Annotated in this window: 19 protein-coding genes; 18 read left to right on the top strand and 1 reads right to left on the bottom strand. The window is 47.0% G+C overall.

Annotated elements, in window-relative coordinates:
• A partial coding sequence (locus tag M3087_RS13310) for a helix-turn-helix domain-containing protein (protein ID WP_249096482.1) occupies nucleotides 1-197 on the bottom strand: 197 nt, incomplete at its 3' end.
• 409 nt (nucleotides 198-606) lie between these two features.
• Here M3087_RS13310 and M3087_RS13305 point away from each other — a divergent pair.
• The 18 genes from M3087_RS13305 to rpsA all read left to right on the top strand — a co-directional run bounded on the left by M3087_RS13305 (nucleotide 607) and on the right by rpsA (nucleotide 19,780).
• A complete protein-coding gene (locus M3087_RS13305) occupies nucleotides 607-1,896 on the top strand; it encodes a hypothetical protein (protein ID WP_249096479.1) in 1,290 nt (429 codons plus the stop codon).
• 17 nt (nucleotides 1,897-1,913) lie between these two features.
• Nucleotides 1,914-2,357 (top strand): hypothetical protein, encoded by a 444-nt coding sequence (locus tag M3087_RS13300; RefSeq protein ID WP_249096477.1) that lies wholly within the window; start codon nucleotides 1,914-1,916, stop codon nucleotides 2,355-2,357.
• 50 nt (nucleotides 2,358-2,407) lie between these two features.
• Nucleotides 2,408-3,781, top strand: a complete 1,374-nt coding sequence (locus M3087_RS13295) for a hypothetical protein (RefSeq protein ID WP_249096475.1) — start codon at nucleotides 2,408-2,410, stop codon at nucleotides 3,779-3,781.
• On the top strand, nucleotides 3,774-6,965 hold the full coding sequence (locus M3087_RS13290; protein WP_249096467.1) for a hypothetical protein: 3,192 nt from the start codon (nucleotides 3,774-3,776) through the stop codon (nucleotides 6,963-6,965). Before M3087_RS13295 ends, M3087_RS13290 begins: the two co-directional genes overlap by 8 nt.
• 1 nt (nucleotide 6,966) lies before the next feature.
• Nucleotides 6,967-8,616: a hypothetical protein gene (locus M3087_RS13285; RefSeq protein ID WP_249096466.1), complete on the top strand. Its 1,650-nt coding sequence runs from the start codon at nucleotides 6,967-6,969 to the stop codon at nucleotides 8,614-8,616.
• 5 nt (nucleotides 8,617-8,621) lie between these two features.
• On the top strand, nucleotides 8,622-9,338 hold the full coding sequence (locus M3087_RS13280) for a hypothetical protein (RefSeq protein WP_249096459.1): 717 nt from the start codon (nucleotides 8,622-8,624) through the stop codon (nucleotides 9,336-9,338).
• 457 nt (nucleotides 9,339-9,795) lie between these two features.
• Entirely contained in the window at nucleotides 9,796-10,518 is a 723-nt protein-coding gene (locus tag M3087_RS13275) for a DUF6088 family protein (RefSeq protein WP_249096456.1), read from the top strand.
• On the top strand, nucleotides 10,515-11,498 hold the full coding sequence (locus tag M3087_RS13270; protein ID WP_249096455.1) for a nucleotidyl transferase AbiEii/AbiGii toxin family protein: 984 nt from the start codon (nucleotides 10,515-10,517) through the stop codon (nucleotides 11,496-11,498). Before M3087_RS13275 ends, M3087_RS13270 begins: the two co-directional genes overlap by 4 nt.
• Before the next feature lie 140 nt (nucleotides 11,499-11,638).
• Nucleotides 11,639-12,295, top strand: a complete 657-nt coding sequence (locus M3087_RS13265) for a DUF6249 domain-containing protein (protein ID WP_249096454.1) — start codon at nucleotides 11,639-11,641, stop codon at nucleotides 12,293-12,295.
• Nucleotides 12,292-12,837, top strand: a complete 546-nt coding sequence (locus M3087_RS13260; RefSeq protein ID WP_249096453.1) for an RNA polymerase sigma factor — start codon at nucleotides 12,292-12,294, stop codon at nucleotides 12,835-12,837. The genes M3087_RS13265 and M3087_RS13260 overlap by 4 nt, the downstream gene beginning before the upstream one ends.
• The gene (locus M3087_RS13255; protein WP_249096452.1) at nucleotides 12,824-13,159 is read left to right on the top strand and encodes a DUF5056 domain-containing protein; all 336 of its coding nucleotides are present in this window, start codon (nucleotides 12,824-12,826) and stop codon (nucleotides 13,157-13,159) included. Before M3087_RS13260 ends, M3087_RS13255 begins: the two co-directional genes overlap by 14 nt.
• A 76-nt stretch (nucleotides 13,160-13,235) precedes the next feature.
• Nucleotides 13,236-14,030: a thymidylate synthase gene (locus M3087_RS13250; protein WP_022384814.1), complete on the top strand. Its 795-nt coding sequence runs from the start codon at nucleotides 13,236-13,238 to the stop codon at nucleotides 14,028-14,030.
• 5 nt (nucleotides 14,031-14,035) lie between these two features.
• Nucleotides 14,036-14,527: a dihydrofolate reductase gene (locus M3087_RS13245; RefSeq protein WP_249096442.1), complete on the top strand. Its 492-nt coding sequence runs from the start codon at nucleotides 14,036-14,038 to the stop codon at nucleotides 14,525-14,527.
• A 98-nt stretch (nucleotides 14,528-14,625) separates the two neighbouring features.
• Entirely contained in the window at nucleotides 14,626-15,231 is a 606-nt protein-coding gene (locus M3087_RS13240) for an RNA polymerase sigma-70 factor (protein WP_249096487.1), read from the top strand.
• Between the two features lie 150 nt (nucleotides 15,232-15,381).
• Nucleotides 15,382-16,212, top strand: coding sequence for an ATPase (locus tag M3087_RS13235; RefSeq protein ID WP_249096439.1), 831 nt, complete (start codon nucleotides 15,382-15,384; stop codon nucleotides 16,210-16,212).
• A gap of 54 nt (nucleotides 16,213-16,266) precedes the next feature.
• A complete protein-coding gene (gene murQ, locus M3087_RS13230; RefSeq protein ID WP_249096438.1) occupies nucleotides 16,267-17,124 on the top strand; it encodes an N-acetylmuramic acid 6-phosphate etherase in 858 nt (285 codons plus the stop codon).
• A gap of 11 nt (nucleotides 17,125-17,135) precedes the next feature.
• A complete protein-coding gene (locus M3087_RS13225; protein ID WP_106625410.1) occupies nucleotides 17,136-17,837 on the top strand; it encodes an SIMPL domain-containing protein in 702 nt (233 codons plus the stop codon).
• A gap of 152 nt (nucleotides 17,838-17,989) precedes the next feature.
• The gene (gene rpsA, locus M3087_RS13220; protein WP_022384819.1) at nucleotides 17,990-19,780 is read left to right on the top strand and encodes a 30S ribosomal protein S1; all 1,791 of its coding nucleotides are present in this window, start codon (nucleotides 17,990-17,992) and stop codon (nucleotides 19,778-19,780) included.
• Nucleotides 19,781-19,801: the final 21 nt, after the last annotated feature.

Below are 19,801 nucleotides of genomic sequence, written 5' to 3'. Positions count from 1 at the left end.
AGGTAAATGCCTATAGCTACCGTTGAAACACCTTTTTCTATACGCGACACAGTCAGAGGGGAACAGGTAGCTCGTTCTGCCACTTGAGCTACACTCAGATTTCTACGCAGTCGGGCCATCTTGATTTGTTCTCCTACTATCTGCATCTTTTGTTCTAATTTCCGTGGCCACTTTGTGCCCATTGTGCTTTTAGTCATAACTAATCATATAATATGCAAATATGGCGTTTTTTATTTATTCAATGATATATTGTATGCAAAAAATAACAGTCAGTATAGCTCCTCTGATTTATAACATCATGAATCTAAGCCTTCTGATTCCGAAAGACTAGTTATTATTATGTTCTTCAACATAAATAATTGCACCTGTCATATTTCTTCATATCTTTGCAGATACCTTAACATTCGATATGTCTAACACGTTAGAATTTAGGGAAGTAACAGTACTTAATAAGAGTGCCTATCATATTTATTCAATGACTAACCAGGTATGCTTAACAAATGATAGTTGCCCAATTAGTCGAACAAGCAGAATATGATACTAGATCCTGCACTTTTTTGTTAAATCTGCTCATCGAGGATCGTGAGCAATTAGGGAGTACTCTCTATGAAACATCTGATTGCACAAACTATATTCGCATGTATTACAGGTATAACCTGCGTTACCGCCCTTTCTTCATGCGGTCGAGACATTAATTCTATAGCGGATCCTTATTTCGACATCAATGGTGCACCATTAGACACTACAATAACTCTCTTCTCACCCAAGTTGCCCAAGTCCGTCAATCTATATATAGAGACCTCAGGAAGTATGAACGGTTTTTTCCGCGCCAATAAAGCAAATAAATTTAAAAAGACTGTATGGTCTGTGTTTTCAGGGCTTTCCCCGATTACACCAGGGATAGTGAACACCATGTCAAATGGGGGAGATATTGACGCCTCCGTCTCTCTCAACAACTTTCGTACTAAGATGAATGCCGGTACATTCATATCGAATACTTCGACCCACATACCTGCCATGCTCCATTGCATCATCGGGAATATACATCCTGAAAAGGACGAAATCGCAATTCTAGTATCAGACATGAAGTATAGCCCAACGGGACATAGTGCTGCACCGGAACTGATACAATACCAAGAACAAATCCGTAATGCCCTTGCTATGTATCCCGGAATATCCCTCTCGTTTGTCTGCGCAGGTTCTGAATATCTCAACCCCAATGGCACGATTGCTGAAGAGAATTCTCCATATTACTATATCATTATAGGAAACTCTGAAAATGTTGCGGCTGTCCGAAATGACATTGCCCGTTGGTGCGAAGCCACTGATTCCTATATTGAGTCAGGAGATATGGGCATGAACTATCATACCCCCAGCTATTCTATACACGAAGTAATGAATGGAATGCTTAGCTCTGAGTATCCCCAGAATCTGATTACTACATTTGATCGTGAAGTATCTGACACATGTTCATTCATTGTCCGCATAGACATGACCGGATATCCTTGGCATGCAGTAGACGCAAATATTCTCAATGACTGTTTTACAGCCAAATCAACCTATGGCTCAGCTGTTGACGTAGTACTTCTCACAGACAAAGAACATCTAGTCGATGAACATGCCTATAAGGGAGAATTCAAACGTCAGTCTTATGCAGACTATCTCATCAAAGTTTATAATATTTCACTCGATGATGAAGTGGTCGAATGGACATTTACCAACAAACCGTTTGACAGTCGTTATCACATGAACTTTAACAATATGATCACAGCTGAACAGGAAAACGACTTATCCGGTTCCTTCTCCTTTAATAAGTTTCTGGAAGGGTGTTTCAATGCTCGCCTCAATACTTTCGATGAAAATCCAGTCCGCATTCTAATCTCTTCTTACCAATGAAATAAAAATAATTCAATATGGATTTCAGCAAACTTTTTTTTCTCCTACCCTCCAAAGGTCAATTTTTGCAAAACTTTGCTCATAACGAGCAACTAAAAGCACAGGCTGAATTGGTTTGGAGACAACTTGACGGACTCCTTCCCGTCCTATTCATAATCACCTTAGTCTCCGGTATAGGCTTTGCAAGCTATTACTACACCGGTTTCAACGAACGACCAGGACGTCATTATAAAATTAAATTCTGGGCGATGTGGGCAGCCATTGCTTTCTGCTTTTCACTCCTAGCAACCATTCTCATCGAATACATTGGCATCAAAACCAATGTCCGAACGGGACTTGCATCTCTCTACTGGTTGTGCGCCATCAACAATGCCCTATATTGTCTGATTATATATATCTTAACTTCATGGGCATGGTGCCAATTTGGGAGTACCAACGCATATAAATTCCTCAAAATCTGATTATGAAAAGAGTGTTCGTATTCTGCATCGGAGGTACCGGACTCCGGGTTATGAAATCCATTACCATGCTGCTTGCAGCAGGAATGGATGCTCAAGGTTATACCGTGGTACCTGTATTTATTGATCCACACATAGACTTGGAAGAGAAACGCAATCTGCAAAATTTAATCCAAGACTATGAAAATATCTATGAAGCTATTACTGTAAGTGACAGGAAACACCTTAATCCAATTCACGGATTTTTCGGTACAGAGATTGCCAATCTAGCTAAAATCAACGGACAGCAAAACGATATTTCTGAACCCATTGTAGAGAAGCGTTCTTTCGGTCAGTACCTCAATGTTGGGAACCTGAATTCGGAAGATGTGAACAATTATCTAGTTCAGACAATGTTCTCACAGGGCAATCTTGACAACAACCTCTCAGTAGGTTTTAAAGGTAGTCCGAATGTCGGTACAGTAGTTCTCGGGGAGATGATAAAAGGAGCCGACTGGTTTCAGGCATTTTGCAATGCATGCCAGAAGGAAGATCGCATATTCATCATCAGTTCCATCTTTGGAGGTACCGGTGCTTCCGGATATCCGCTACTTGAAAAGAGGATACGTCAATCAAGCGCATATCCGAATGTTAAAGATGCCATGATGGGTGCAGTCTCCGTGCTCCCTTATTTCTCACTAGAAGACCCCTCAATAACAAATAGTGATATAGACTACACTACCTTCTTCACGAAAACAAAATCAGCTCTTGCTTACTACGAGAACAGTGTCTTGTCGGATTATCTCTACTACGTTGGGGAACAAAAGATCAGAACAACCTATGCCAATGATGAGAAAAAGCAGGACGACAAAGCACATTTCATTGAACTGGTTGCAGCTACAGCCCTCTTTGATTTCCTGTCGAAGATTGATAAACCGGATAAGCCCCAGGCCTTATCACGAGCTATCAAAGAGGACGTCAGCTCTCTTTCTGCTTCTTCCTTGGGCGATGCTTACAACGATATTATCAAGGTTGTTGCAGACATGATGCTATTGCACCGTTTGGTTATTTGTCTTCCCTACGAAAGACAATTTCCACTCTCCAAGAACCGAGGATTTGATTCGACTTTCTACGAGAGCAAGGCCTATGGTAGTCTCCGTAATTTCCTCTCACGTTTTGACGGATGGTATCAAGAACTTGCTAACAACAAACGCAGTTTTGCCCCACTTACCATTGCTGACCCTCAAAAAAGGAATGCCCCATTAACCAACTGGATTCAGGATTTTGCCTTAGACGCCCAAGATGAATCTTATTATTTGTTGGAGATGATACGTGCCAGCAACCAAGATAAGGATAATACCCACACACTGAAGTTTCGTCGCTTTATCGACTATGCCTCTAAAGCCATCGACAAATACACTTCTAAAATAATGAAAAATCATGAGTAGTGCTGAACTAAATATAATTGAACGTGGTCTCAAAGGACAAGAATGGACAGCTGAAAGAGGTCCAATCACAGCGGGAGACCTCGATAAAATCTCTGAACTATGCACCAACAACAGTAGTGCATTAAATGCCCTTCCAACCCCCTTTGCACGCTTCTTTGTTGTCAAAGAGGCATTCCGTCGTGCCCTCGAAAAAGAAAAGAATCCAAAGAAAGACATCGGGGATGCCTACAATCATCTTGTTTCCGACACGCTGGATGTATTTGAGCTGCTCTACAACCTTAGTTTTCATGAAAGTCGCTGGGACAGTGAACAAAGGAAGATTGTCATCCGAGAGTGGAATGTAGATCCGGATCTGAATCATCTGGAAGAGCAAGTTCCCATCTTAGGAAATGCGGTAAAGACCTACTTTGACTTGGACCTCAAGGCAGCCAACCACCGCCTCTATTTCATTATTCTTGTTGATAATGGGAAAGATTATCTCCTAGCAACCTCATCACCCTTTACCGGTTTCATAACTCCTCCCGACCTTGATAAGCGAATAGACCGCAACGGACAAGAGACCACTTTCATCGGGGAGCGTTACCAACAGATGCCTTCCCTACTTCGTAAATCCGGGAAGCAATATTTTCGAGATATCTGTTTGTTTGGTGAACGCGACAAGGATTTCAAGAACTATATGTTCCACCTAGTCGACACCCATCAATTGGGAGATGAAATGAAGGAGCTACGCGACTATATCAAACAAATTCAGATTAAAGACCGAGATATCAACAGTAAGTGGCAACCAAACTATAAGCCAATCATATCCAGAGATGGCAACGAAATTGTAATAAACGGTTTACCTATTTACAGGGATGCCAGTATCAGCACGATTAACTTCTTCAACGACATCCTTATCCGTCTGCCTTTCCGCCTGTCTGATGAATACTATCAACCGGTAACTTATGCTAACGAAGATGATGATAAAAGAGATTACGACTATTTGACGCCTATCAGTCGGGAAGCTCTATCCCTTATGAAAGGAAAGTTTGAGTGTATCTGTAAGAGCACCAGCACAACAATCAACTTCACGCTTAAGTATCAGGGACAAGTATATGAGAAAAAATATTGCAATCCAGGTAAATATTCTAAAGAGAACCGAGGGATAATCATAGACCTCAAAGAGGAGGGTATCAGTCTCAATCTAGGTATATTCCCTAACATACTCTCACCAAACAAGGATGAGAACTGCTATTTCAAGGTCATGACCGCCATACATGATGCAACAACTGGTTACCGCCCCACCTCCATCCAGAATCTGGAGCTCTCCTTCTTCCGTCGAAACGAGGAGGAGCACTTTGAAGCTATCGAAGAACAGACAAGGAAAGACCGAGAACGTGCCACGTATGGTGTTTCTCCTGCTGTAGTCCGTTCCCAACAAGACAATGAACATGGGATCGATTCCGGCTCTAAGTTTTACGAGGTTTTCGGCTGTCAGTTTGATGCTATCTGTCTGAAGCTAAAACTCAGCAGCGGAACTTGCGAAGGACTACTCATTCCAAGATGGAAGAAAGCTCAACGCACAGAAGATACCTATACATATGCTATCGACTTGGGAACGACCAACACCTACATCTCCTCTTGCAAAATGGGACGTGCCTATGAACCCGAACAACTCTCCATGCATGAACCCATGGTAGCGTTTCTTCACAACTTCCAATGCAAAGCTGGGCTTCCTCTGAGTGCTAAAGTCATCGAGAATGCTATGGAGTCTCATTGCAGAATGAACTTCAAGACTGAGTTTGCTCCGGCTCTGATTGATAGCTTTGACTATCGTTTTCCACTCCGAACTGCCTTTTGTGTACAAAAGGGGAACAGAAGCAAACCGGAATTATTTGACAACTGCAACATTGCCTTCTTCTATGAAAAGTCTATCGGACTGGGCAACCAAACAATTCTTACAGATATCAAGTGGGAGGACAGCCATAAGGAAGAGCTTCGGCTTTTCATCCGTGAACTGCTGCTCATCATCAAAACAGATATCTTACAGAAGAATGGTGTGCTTGCCTCCACTAAACTAATATGGTTCCGCCCTCTTAGCTTCAGAAGCAACATAAAAGACTATTATATTAAAACCTGGGAAGAGGAAGCAAAACAAATCCTGTCAATAAGTTCAGAACAGATTTCTTGTGTGTCTGAATCTGAAGCTCCCTATTACTATTTCAGCAAGAAAGATTCATTCAACAGTGTGGATGCAGTCTCTATTGTTGACATCGGTGGAGGTTCAAGCGACTTCGTCTACTTCGCAGACGGGAAGCCCCAAATAGCCAATTCTGTTCATTTCGGTTGCGATGTACTTTGGGGTAATGGATTCAACGACTTTGAAAATGCTGAGGATAATGGCATCTATAAGCGTTTTGCCAAGGATAACCCCATCCATTTTGAAGACGAAGATCTAGAGAAACTTAATACAAAAATGATCCAGGACAAAGAAATCTCAACCAAAGATGTCATTAACTTCTGGCTGAGGAATGAACGAGATTGCGGTATCATGGACAAACTAAAAGAGTCCTATAAACCTCTATTCCTCTATCACTTCACTTCCATCGTATACTACATGGCGAGAATGTATAAAGCCAAGAACTTAACTTGTCCACGCTCCGTTCTGTTCTGTGGCAATGGTAGCCGCTACATCGACGACCTGATTTCTGCTGATCGGACAATTATCGGACGGATTGTTACGGAGATCTTCAAGCAAGTATATGGTGATGACATCAAGAATATCCAAGTCATTCTCCCCGAAAGCCGGAAAGAATGTACCTGTTACGGTGGACTCTATCGCAATAAGGATGCAGAAAAGCCTGAAGAATTCAATTTCCAAGGAGTCTCTGACAAAAGGTATGAAAATGTTAAACAACTCATCACTGACTTCCCGTTGATAAAGCAAGAATTATTTAATACTCTTGATTCACTTAACCACCTGTACGAAAAACTTCTGGGAATGCTCAAGAAAGATGAAGAACTGGATAAAGACATTGATATTGAAAATATTATCAAGAGAGTTTCTTCTGGAATACAGGATTCACTTGAGAAAAACTTCAAGAAACAGGTCATCGAGAAGACCAAAGATGGCAAGGAAGCTTATCACGACTCGATATTCTTCCTGCCGATAATCGATAATATATTAAAACTTACTCAACTCTGATATGTTCGAATCCGAGATTTCTGTCGTATCCCTTGGTATTTCCATCACGGTTTTTATTATCGCTACCAGTTTTCAATTCCATTTCTTCTCAAAGAACCGAAGGAAACTGAAAACAGTTCGGGATTTCTTTTCCAGAAGGCAAGAGTATGAACTGTCCCAAGAGACAGAAGAATCCTTGCTCAACCCCAACATCGCTGCAGAAGGCACCAACCTAAATACACTCATTAAGGAGCTGAATGAGTACATCAGAAAGAATCATGGCACTACTGATTTCTCAATCATTCAAAACAAGACTGAAAGGAAAATCAACGTGCTTTATGAGGATGCAACCTCTAGAATAGCATTTCCCACATACATCGGTCTGATGGGTACTTTCATTGGTGTATTTCTTGGGTTGATGTTCTTCACTATCGGATTGGGAGCAGCCCATGGAGAAGGGATTACCGACGAAACTATCGGGGATCTAATTAGCGGTGTACTTGTTTCAATGTCGACCAGCTTTATAGGTCTGCTACTCACGACCCTCACCCACAATCTAGCTACTGAGACACAAAAGATTGTAAGCGAGGATAAAAACCTATTCTATGAGTTTATTCAGAACGAACTTATGCCAACTTTGGGAGTAAGTATGGTATCAGCACTGAATAAACTCCACCAAACCATCAACCTCTTTGAACCATCTTTCACGCGTGTAATTGACAGCTTTCAGTCTACATTTGATGCTTGTACCCGACGTTTTGGAGATGCCTTTGAAAGAAATGTAGTAACCGTTGCTGAGGCTGTACGTGTTATGGGCGAGAACATGGATAAAATCAATCAAAATGTCGATCTGCAATCTCAGCTATTAAAAACAATGCGATCCCGTGGTATCGTTGAATCGCTTGATGCATTTGTTCATGCATCACAAAGTTTCGAGCTTGTGACCACTGCACTCAACCGCTTTGAGGTTATGAAAAATTCTATCCAGGATGTTACACTCAAACTGATTGATACACAACAAAACTATAATAAATCCTTAGAACTGCCACTCACTATTGCAAACAAACTCAACCAAATTCTAGACCGTATCACAAACTTCGAACAAAGCATTAATGCTCTCGGAGAAAGCATAGAGAACACAGAACTTCTTGGTAAAACTGAAATGTATGCTATCAGAGATATTATCACTGCAATTAAAACCAAACAGGAAATTGCCGTTGAAGCAATGGAGGTCTCTGACGGACATCTCAAAAACATCTTCAATATGCAGGCCGAAGCTATTACCCGACTGGGGCATACTTATGAAGAAAGTTTCGCTACCTATACCGACCGATTCCAAAATATCCTTGATAGTCTCGCAAAAGAAATTCTATCTCGTAGACAAGAGATTGTTGATATTATCGAAAGCAAATTCTCGCTTGAGAACATTCAACGTGAGTTCTCCCAACTAGGGAAGTTGGAAAAGATTGAAGAGCTCTTGGCATCCATAAATGCTAGGAATTCACAGGAAGATGTCGGAAGAACACTAAATGAAATCAAATCGATTCATCAATTATTAGATAGAGCTTTGGAAAACACTAGCAAAAGAACACGCACTCCGGTTGATAAGAAAAGTCGGGAAGGAGGATTCTGGAAAAGATTTCCCCCCATCCTCAGCCGTCGTAAAAAATAATCGTTATGGATAATCGAAATACTAAAAGTACCTTTTGGCCCAGCTATGTAGACATTATGACTACACTTTTTGCCATCATGCTTGTGCTTTTTGCAGTTTCTTATAGCCGATTCAAAGTCAAACAAAAAGAACTAGAAAAGTTCAAAGATAAATATGAGGAAATCATGTCGATCTATAAGGCTGTAGATAACATTGACCCTAAATACTTTGAATTCAATAAGGATTACCTGAAACATATCTTCAAGATCCAAGTGAACTATCAGAAGGGTAAGTTCTCTCTCGAACAGCTACTTCAGGATGACCCGCGTTCTGTGGAATATGACGTAACTGAAGCTAACGCTATCCGCCAACGAATCAAGGATGCCGGTGAAGAGATCAAACATACCATCCTCAATTTGCAACAGAATGATTCTCTACGTACTGACATCAAATATCTAGTAGTCATTGAAGGACAAGCCTCAGCAGACGGTTACCACATAGATGACTACTTCAATAATGACGTACTTAGCTATCAACGTGCACTGAAACTCCATGAATTCTGGCGAGATGAGGCAGGGATAGACTTTACTCAAATGGAGAAATGTGAACTAGTTATTGCTGGAAGTGGGGAAAGTGGAGTGCCACGTGCACCCCGAAAGGACAATCAAGATGACTCTCGCAATCAAAGATTCCTCATCCACATCGTACCGGTCATTGGAGATATACATCTTGATTCCAGGTAAGCATTCAGTAAGCTATAAGCATGCACCGATCTATAACAATAGCGACTACCACTATAATAAGCCTAGTAGTGGCAGTCGTTGTTGTTTTTGCCTCAGCATGAGCCCGGTCCAATCACATTACAAAGAATAATCTTACATAAGAAAGAGATCATCATATTGACAGAGATACAATGCAAGTTACAGGCGAAAAGTGGAAAACTCGAAAAAAATATACCAAGTCATTACGTATTCGGGGATATTTATAGACTTGTGGTGGCGACTACTACCATTCTCTCAGGCGTGTCGGTTACACTGAAGATACAGAACCAAGTCCGAAAGTAATAGTAATAGCAATAGCAGGAGGTTTGTGACAGACTTAATTGTTAAATATGACTATCAGGAGTATTCTTACATTCGGTTTTGTGGCCATAAAACCGAACAATCACATTACCTTTGTATTGCAATATCAGACAGATATATGATAACCTCAAAACTCATAGAAGAAAAACTTAAACGCATAGACATGGAACGTGTGTTTACGTTGTCTGACCTTGAAATAACGGCAGACAACTATGAGCGTGCCCGAATGAAACTATCAAGATTGGTCAAAGAAGGAAAGCTGAAGAAAGTCGGAAAAGGTCGCTTTTACAAACCTCGTCAAAGCCTGTTTGGTGAGTTGTTGCCTAACATGGAAGAACTGGTAAGTGACTACCTGGTAAAGAATGGGGTGCAAGTAGGTTATCTTACGGGGTATGCCATATGGCATCGCATGGGACTGACAACACAAGTTCCGAATATCATAGAAATAGGTTGCAACAAGAAACGCAACAAGATTACACGTGCACAATACACGGTACGCTTCATTGTACAATCCAACAAGATTACCCGTGATAACACTCATTATCTTCAGCTACTTGATGCTCTGAAATATATCAAGCATATACCCGACACGACTCCTATGCAATCCTTCGAGCGAATAAGACAGATTATCCAAACATTTGACGCGGTTCAGATACGGAAACTGACTATTTTGGCAAAGCCCTATTCTCCCGCCACCCGTGCTTTGCTTGGGGTGATGCTGGAGATACTAGGCTATGAAAAGGAGAGCCAGGAGTTGAAATCCACACTCAATCCTGCTACTACTTACAAGATAGGATTAGCGTCATCATCCATCAATTTCAAAAACTGGTATATAGAATGAAACTTCATACAGATAAACAACTTTTCTCGGAAGCCATCCGCATCACAGCTTATGAAATGGGCATCGCTGAGGAATTTGTAGAAAAAGACTATTGGATTTGTCTTATCCTCCAAAATCTTTCTCGCCATCGTCATGCAGACCAAATGGTTTGGAAAGGTGGTACTTCACTTTCCAAAGCATACGGAATTATCAAACGATTTTCGAGCGACGTGGACTTTGCTGTCCTTACAGAAGGACTTAGCCCCAACCAGCAAAAACGCCTGCTGATTCACATTGATAAAGATACAACCAGTGAGTTAACTGATATGGAAGTTCCCGGTCAAACGATAAAGAACAGTCGTTTCCGCAGAACATTTCACGCATATAACACCGTCATTGACAAACGAAACAACCGATTCGATTTTCTGGGTAACCATGTGGTGGTAGAAATCAATACCTATGGTAATCCTTATCCTTATGAACGCTGCAGCATTAAATCATTTATTACCGAAATGATGGAGAGGCGTGGAATGGATGAGATGATTGAAGCCATGGATATGAAAGCTTTTGTCATCAGTGTACTTGACAAACGCCGGACACTGTGTGAGAAAGTGGTTTCACTTCTGCGATTTTCTTTTGAGAACGATCCCACCAAGGGACTGACTTCCAAAATAAGACACTTTTATGATTTGCACTTCTTAATGCAGGACCCTGTCTGTCAAGAATATCTTCGGAGTGATTTTGTCACAGATTTACCTGCTTTAATAGACCACGACAAGTGTGAGTTCAATCGTCCACTACATTGGCATAATTCTGACATCACCACTTCTGTCTTACTCACAGACTTTGATGCGTGCTGGCAAAGTATAAGAGCAACATATCTTTCTGAATTAGGAGCCTTATCATATGGCGAAATACCCACCTCTTCGGCTATCTCCACATCAATGAGGGAACTCTTGAAAACCGTTGCTGAAATTATTGACAAGAATCACCTAAAATAAGATTGCATACTCACTGGCAGGAGCAAGTGACTTAGCTTGCCAAACACGTCGTAGCATAAAATCAAAAAATTCCCCACCTTTGCAACCATCCGGTCCTCTCACCGCGTCTAATGTACAAACAAACATAAAGCACAAACGATATGAAAAAGACATTAGCCATCCTCGCTGCCTGCCTCACATTGGGCGTGGGCACACCTTCCGCTTCCGCAACAGCACAAGACACAACCGCCATCACCACAGCAATGAAGGCGGACTCCACCGCAACAACCCTGCAAGAACCGACAGAGCTCGAATTGGCACAAGCCGAAATAGCCGAACTGCGAAACAAAGTAAAGCAACTCAGCCAGAAAAACGATATCGGCGACAACCTCGTAGACCTGACAGCAGTCATCCTGATATTTACCTTCCCCTTCATCGTGGTGTTCTGCTGGTTCTACTTCCGTTCGAAAAACCGACGTGCCAAATATGCACTCATCGACCGGATGGTCACATCGGGACAAACGGGCTCGGTAGAGCTGCTACAGAAGCTGCTCCAAGAGGATGAGAAGAAACAGAAAGACCTCCTCATGCACGGCATCCGCATGATTTGCATGGGCATCGGACTGACCATCTTCCTTGCGATACTGGCTGGAAAGGAACTGGCTGCCATCGGTATCCTGATTTCCTGTATCGGTCTCGGAGAACTCCTTGCAGGCATACTGCAACGCCGCGAACAGAGACGGCTCCATCAGGAACAGCAACCTCGTGAGACTCCTCAGGACACGTCTGCCAAAGATTCCTCCACCGACGAACAATGAAGACGCTGACCGACCTATCGCTCATCGCACAGGCTGTCATAGGGCACAACCGCCGGGCGTTCGACACCCTGGTCAGGAAGCACCAGTCACAGGTCCGACGGTTCTTCCTGCACCAGACGCTGGGCGACGAATTTCTCAGCGATGACCTGGCACAGGAGACTTTCATACGTGCATGGCTCGGGCTGGGATCGTTTCGCGGACTGTCGGACTTCTCCACCTGGCTGCTACGCATTGCATACAACGTGCATTATGACTATCTTCGCAACCGGAAGGAGACGACAGGGCTGGACTCACTGCCTCCGGGTGGCGAAGGAATGTGCGAACAGCCTCCGCTGGATGCACATGTCGACCTCTATCAGGCACTCGCCCTCCTGCGCCCTGACGAGCGGACATGCATGACACTCTTCTACATGGAAGACCTGACCATCGCGAAGATTGCCTCCGTGACCGGACTGCCCGAGGGGACGGTGAAGTCGCACCTCTCCCGTGGAAAAGCCAAATTGTCGAACTACTTAAAACAGCATGGCTATGAATCAGCATAACGAACCCGACTCCGTGTCACGCTTCCTGCAGGAAAACCGCCGTGAAGTGGCGGACAACGGATTTACCGAAAAGGTGATGGAACGTCTTCCGCGCCGCTACGAGCAATTGGCAACCCTCATCCGATGGATTGGCGGGGTGGCAGCCGTAATTCTCTTCATCATTTTGGGAGGAATGGAATGGCTCGTCGCCTCGGGCGAGCACATCTGGCACAGCTTCTGTGCACAGCAATGGGGTGACCCCCAACTGCATGCCTTTCTCACACTCCTTGCCGGACTGGCCATCGTGGGGCTCAGCAACCTCCTGCTGCACGATGACTGCTGACAAGCGACAAGGCTCTCGCTGTGCCCTATTCCAAAAATAATGCGTACTTTTGCAGCCGACTATCAAGCAAACAGCAATGAAACAATACCTCGACCTACTCAACCGTATCCTCACCGAGGGGGAACGCAAGGAGGACCGCACGGGGACGGGCACCATCAGCGTGTTCGGCCATCAGATGCGATTCAACCTCGACGACGGTTTCCCCTGCCTGACGACCAAGAAGCTCCATCTGAAATCCATCATCTACGAACTGCTGTGGTTCCTGCGCGGCGACACCAACGTACACTTCCTCCAGGAGCATGGCGTCCGCATCTGGAACGAATGGGCTGACCCTGACGGGGATCTGGGGCATATCTATGGCTACCAGTGGCGTTCGTGGCCTGACTACGACGGGGGCTTCATCGACCAGATACAGGAGGCGGTCGAGACCATCAAGCATAACCCGGACTCGCGCCGCATCATCGTGAGCGCCTGGAACGTGGCTGACCTGAAACGCATGAACCTGCCTCCCTGCCACCTGCTCTTCCAGTTCTATGTCGCCAACGGACGGCTCAGCCTGCAACTCTACCAGCGCAGCGCCGACACGTTTCTGGGAGTACCGTTCAACATCGCGTCGTATGCCCTGTTGCTGATGATGATGGCTCAGGTGACGGGACTGAAGGCGGGCGACTTCATCCATACACTGGGCGACGCACACATCTACCTGAACCACCTCGACCAGGTACATCTGCAACTGACGCGCGAACCGCGCCCCCTGCCGAAGATGCACATCAACCCCGACGTGAAGGACATCTTCAGCTTCCGCTACGAGGACTTCGAACTGACAGACTACAACCCCTATCCGCACATTGCGGGCAAAGTTTCCGTATAACCTCCATGAGAATCTCCATCATTGCCGCCGTGGCTGCCAACCGCGCCATCGGCTACCGGAACCGGCTGCTCTACTGGCTCCCCAACGACCTGAAGCGTTTCAAGGCACTCACCACGGGACACACCATCATCATGGGACGCCGCACCTTCGAGTCGCTCCCCAAAGGGGCACTCCCCAACCGACGCAACATCGTGCTTACCCGACAAACGGACCTTGTCTGTCCGGGAGCGGAGTGCTTCGCTTCCATCGAGGAGGCTTTGGAGCATTGCAGTCCGACGGAGGATGTCTACATCATCGGCGGTGCGAGTGTCTATGCCGACACCCTGCGTCTTGCCGACCGTCTCTGCCTGACCCACATCGCAGACACACCGGCGGAGGCTGATGCCTTCTTCCCGGAAGTGGACCCTTCCGTTTGGCAGGAGGTGGCACGCGAATGCCATGAGCCGGACGAGAGACATGCCTACGCCTACAGCTTCGTGGACTACGAACGGCGCTAAGCCTGCTTTTTTCGCCCGTGCGCTGTCAGAGGTATTTATTTTTCTCCGTATCTTTGCAGTGACCTTAGCAGAAAGAGCAACAAACACTTATGACAGCCATGACACACGACAGGGAAGAAGAACACACGCTGGTTCTCCGTCTGATTGACGGAGACGAGGATGCCTTTTGCGAACTGTATGCCCGTTACAAGAACCAGCTCGTCTATTTTGCCCTGCGCTACCTGAAGTCGCAAGCGTATGCCGAGGACATCTTTCAGGATACTTTTGCTGCCGTCTGGCAAAGCCGGCGTTTCATCAACCCCGACACGTCTTTCTCCTCCTATCTTTATACGATTGTGCGCAACCGTGTGCTCAACCAGTTGCGCAGCCTGGAGCAGGAAAGTTCCCTGAAAGAAGCCATCCTCTCCCAGGCTGTCGACTACAGCAACAGCACCTCACAGGCCATTGCCGTCGCCGAACTGGAGGCTGTCGTCAACGAAGCCCTCGGCAAGCTGACGCCCCGCCAACGGGAAGTGTTCGAGCTGAGCCGGCGGCAACGTCTGTCGCACAAAGAGATTGCTCAGGCGTTGGGCATCTCGGTCAACACGGTGCAGGAATACATATCCGCCTCGCTCCACACCATCCGTCACTACCTCTCCCACAAATACTCCAAGGAGGTCGACTTGCTCCTTATCTTCCTACTTTCCTGCGAATTCTGCCGGTAAAAGAGAGGCTTCCGTCAAAAAACAACTCGAATTAAGACACTGAAAACAGCTGGTACCGGGTAGGGAACACGGTGCAAAAGCAATAAAAGCTACCCGACGCACCACACATCTGAAGGGAATTACGTACTTTTGCCAAAAGTTCTGAACATTATGATACTGATAGCTGACAGTGGCTCGACCAAGACCGATTGGTGTGCATGGCGAGGGGATGCTCCCCTGTTTGTCCATACGCAGGGCATCAATCCCTTTCACCAGAAAGCCGATGAAATCCTGAAGATTCTCCACAAGGAACTCTACCCGCAGCTTCCCGTGGAACCTATCGAAAGCATTTTCTTCTACGGCGCCGGAAACACGACGCTGGGTAGCCGCATCCTGCGCGGATGCCTGCGCAAGGTGTTCGGCGAGCAGGTGCACCGTGAGGTGGAAAGCGACCTGTTGGGAGCTGCCCGTGCCCTCTGCGGACACCAGCCCGGCATCGCCTGCATCCTGGGGACAGGCTCGAACTCCTGCTTCTACGACGGGGAGAAAATCGCCGCCCACACTCCTGCCCTGGGATATATCCTGGGCGATGAAGGCAGTGGTGCCTACCTGGGCCGACGCCTCGTGGGGGATGTCCTGAAAGAGCAGCTGCCCGAACACATCTGCCTGGCTTTTGCCAACCGCACCCAGCTGACACAGGAGGAAATCATCCACCATGTCTACCGGCGTCCGCTGGCGCACCGTTTCCTGGCAAGCTTCGCGCCTTTCCTGGCGGAACAACGGGAGGACCCTGCCATCCACCGCCTGCTGACCGACTCGTTCGATGCCTTCATCGAGCGGAACCTGAAGACGTATCCCAAGGAATATCCCGTCAGCGCGGTTGGCTCCATTGCTTACCATTTCCGTCCGGAACTGACCGAAAGCCTGGAGAGACGGGGCTACACCGTAGGCGTCATTGCCCAAAGTCCGATGGAAGGGCTCATCAGCTATCACCGGATGTAAACGCCGGCAACCAGTCATCGTACATCCTTTCACACAGGAAAAAAACATTCCATCATGAGTTTCATCAAAATCACCGAACAACCCTCTCTGCACGACGGACTCGACCGCCAGTCGGTGCACGAACTGCTGGAGGGCATCAACGAAGAAGACTGCAAGGTGGCTCTGGCAGTCCATCAGTGCATCCCCCAAATCGAACGTCTGGTCACTGCCATCGTCGAACGGATGCAACGGGGCGGACGCCTCTTCTATATGGGAGCAGGCACCAGCGGACGGTTGGGCGTGCTCGACGCCTCCGAGATTCCACCCACCTTCGGCATGCCTCCGGGCAGGGTCATCGGACTGATTGCCGGCGGCGACCGTGCACTCCGTCATCCGGTAGAGAACGCCGAGGACAATCCGATGCGCGGATGGGAAGAACTGCAGGAGCACGGCATCAATACCGACGACACCGTGGTAGGCATCGCCGCCTCGGGCACGACCCCCTATGTGGTCCATGCCCTCCATGAGGCACGTGCACACGGCATCCTGACGGCATCCATCTGCAGCAACCCCGACGCCCCCATCTCCCGGGAAGCCGACATCCCCATCGAGATGATCGTCGGTCCGGAGTTTGTCACCGGCAGCTCCCGCATGAAAAGCGGCACGGGACAGAAGATGATCCTCAACATGATCAGCACCGCCACCATGATACGGCTGGGACGTGTGAAAGGCAACCGCATGGTCAACATGCAGCTCAGCAACCGGAAACTGGTCGACCGCGGCACACGGATGCTGGTCGATGAACTGGGATTGCCCTACGAGGAGGCACAAGCCCTGCTCCTGCGCCACGGTTCGGTCCGCAAAGCCCTCGATGCGGCAAGGACAGAGCGTCCGCTCACCTCCTCCCCCGAAACACGTAACCATAATTATTAAGGTATAAGCCTATGAAAAATCTAAGAATTGAAGCCGTCATCCTCGCCATCGGACTGGCACTGACGGGCTATTTTGTCAAAGCGGGCATCGACACACTGGCAACCCGCGACCGTGTGGTCACCGTGAAAGGTCTGGCAGAGATGGAAGTCCCCGCCGACAAAGTGACGTGGCCGCTGATGTACAAGAGTATCGGCAACGACCTGCCTGCCCTCTACAGCCAGATTGAAGCCACCAACCAGAAGATTCAGGCCTTCCTGACCTCCAAAGGCATCGACGCCGGCGAAATCAGCATCAATGCCCCCGAGATTGTGGACCTGCAAGCCGAACGATACAGCAACAACGACAAGCCTTACCGCTACAACATCACGACCGTCATCACCGTCACATCCGGCAAGGTCGACCTGGTACGCGGACTCATCGCCTCACAGGGCGAGCTGCTGAAACAAGGCATTGCCATCAGCGGAGGCGACTACCGCTACAACGTGTCCTACGACTACACCAGCCTGAACTCCATCAAGCCCAAGATGATCGAAGAAGCGACCAAGAACGCCCGCGCCGCTGCCGAAAAGTTCGCCAAGGACTCCGACAGCAAACTGGGTAAAATCAAGAAAGCCTATCAGGGCCAGTTCTCCATCGACGACCGCGACGCCAACACGCCTTACATAAAAAAAATACGTGTGGTGACCACCATCGACTACTCGTTGGAAGACTAAGCCTCACAAAAAAGCTAAAATAATCGGCGCAACTATCACAAAATTGAGTGAATAGGTGCGCCGATTCATTTTTTTGCAGTATCTTCGCGGCCGATTATTATAGCGATATAATGTCTAACCCATTTAATTACTAAAAACAACTTTATCTATTAATGGAAAATCTGAAGAACGTAGCTCCCTTGGAAGACTTCAACTGGGATGCGTATGAAAATGGCGAGGCTACTACCAGCATGAGCCACGACGAGCTTGAAAAAGCTTATGACAACACCCTGAACAAAGTCAATGACCACGAAGTTGTTGACGGAACCGTAATCTCAATCGACAAACGCAACGTCGTTGTCAACATCGGTTACAAATCAGACGGTATCATTCCTTTGAATGAGTTCCGTTACAACCCCGACCTGAAGGTAGGTGACACCGTGGAAGTGTACATCGAGAATCAGGAAGACAAGAAGGGACAACTCATCCTCTCTCACAAGAAAGCACGCGCAGCCCGCTCTTGGGACCGCATTAACGCTGCTCTCGAAAACGACGAAATCATCAAGGGTTACATCAAGTGCCGCACGAAGGGCGGTATGATTGTCGACGTATTCGGCATCGAAGCCTTCCTGCCGGGTTCTCAAATCGACGTGAAGCCCATCCGCGACTACGATGTATTCGTCGGCAAGACCATGGAATTCAAGGTTGTCAAGATCAACCAGGAATTCAAGAATGTCGTTGTTTCGCACAAGGCTCTCATTGAGGCTGAACTGGAACAGCAGAAGAAAGAAATCATCAGCAAACTTGAAAAAGGCCAGGTTCTCGAAGGAACCGTTAAAAATATCACCTCTTATGGTGTATTCATCGACTTGGGTGGCGTAGACGGTCTGATCCACATCACCGACTTGTCTTGGGGCCGCGTAAGCGATCCGAAGGAAGTGGTTCAGCTCGACCAGAAGTTGAATGTCGTTATCCTCGACTTCGACGACGAGAAGAAGCGCATCGCCCTCGGTTTGAAACAACTCACCCCGCATCCTTGGGATGCTCTCGACCCGAACTTGAAGGTCGGCGACCACGTGAAGGGCAAAGTTGTCGTGATGGCAGACTACGGTGCATTCATCGAAATCGCTCCGGGCGTAGAAGGTCTGATCCACGTATCGGAAATGTCCTGGTCACAACACCTGCGTTCCGCTCAGGACTTCATGAAGGTGGGCGACGAGGTAGAGGCTGTCATCCTGACTCTCGACCGCGAAGAGCGCAAGATGTCCTTGGGTATCAAACAACTCAAGGCAGACCCCTGGGAGACTATCGAAGAGAAATATCCGGTTGGTTCCAAGCACACTGCCAAAGTGCGCAACTTCACCAACTTCGGTGTATTTGTTGAAATCGAGGAAGGCGTTGACGGCCTGATCCACATCTCCGACCTCTCTTGGACCAAGAAGATCAAACACCCGTCAGAGTTCACTCAGATCGGTGCGGACATCGACGTGATGGTGCTCGAAATCGACAAGGAAAACCGTCGCTTGAGCCTCGGCCACAAGCAACTCGAAGAGAATCCCTGGGATGTATTCGAGACTGTCTTCACCGTTGGTTCCATCCACGAAGGTACCATCATCGAAATGCTCGACAAGGGTGCTGTCATCGCTTTGCCTTACGGCGTAGAAGGTTTCGCAACTCCGAAACACCTGGTGAAGGAAGATGGCTCACAAGCTCAGCTCGACGAGAAGTTGCCGTTCAAGGTCATCGAGTTCAACAAGGACGCAAAACGCATCATCCTCTCTCACAGCCGTATCTTCGAAGATGCTGCAAAGGCTGAAGAAAGAGCAGAGAAGAGAGCTTCCAAGAAGGCTTCCAAGAAGGAAGAGACTCCGATGATTCAGAACCAGGCTGCTTCTACAACCCTGGGCGACATCGACGCTCTGGCTGCATTGAAAGAGCAGATGGAAGCTGACAGCAAGAAGTAATAGCTAGACGCATTACATTCA

The organism is Mediterranea sp. ET5 (assembly GCF_023337025.1).
GTDB lineage: Bacteria > Bacteroidota > Bacteroidia > Bacteroidales > Bacteroidaceae > Phocaeicola_A.
The sequence above is the reverse complement of the archived record's forward strand: the minus strand, read 5'-3'. Positions and strand labels throughout refer to the sequence as shown.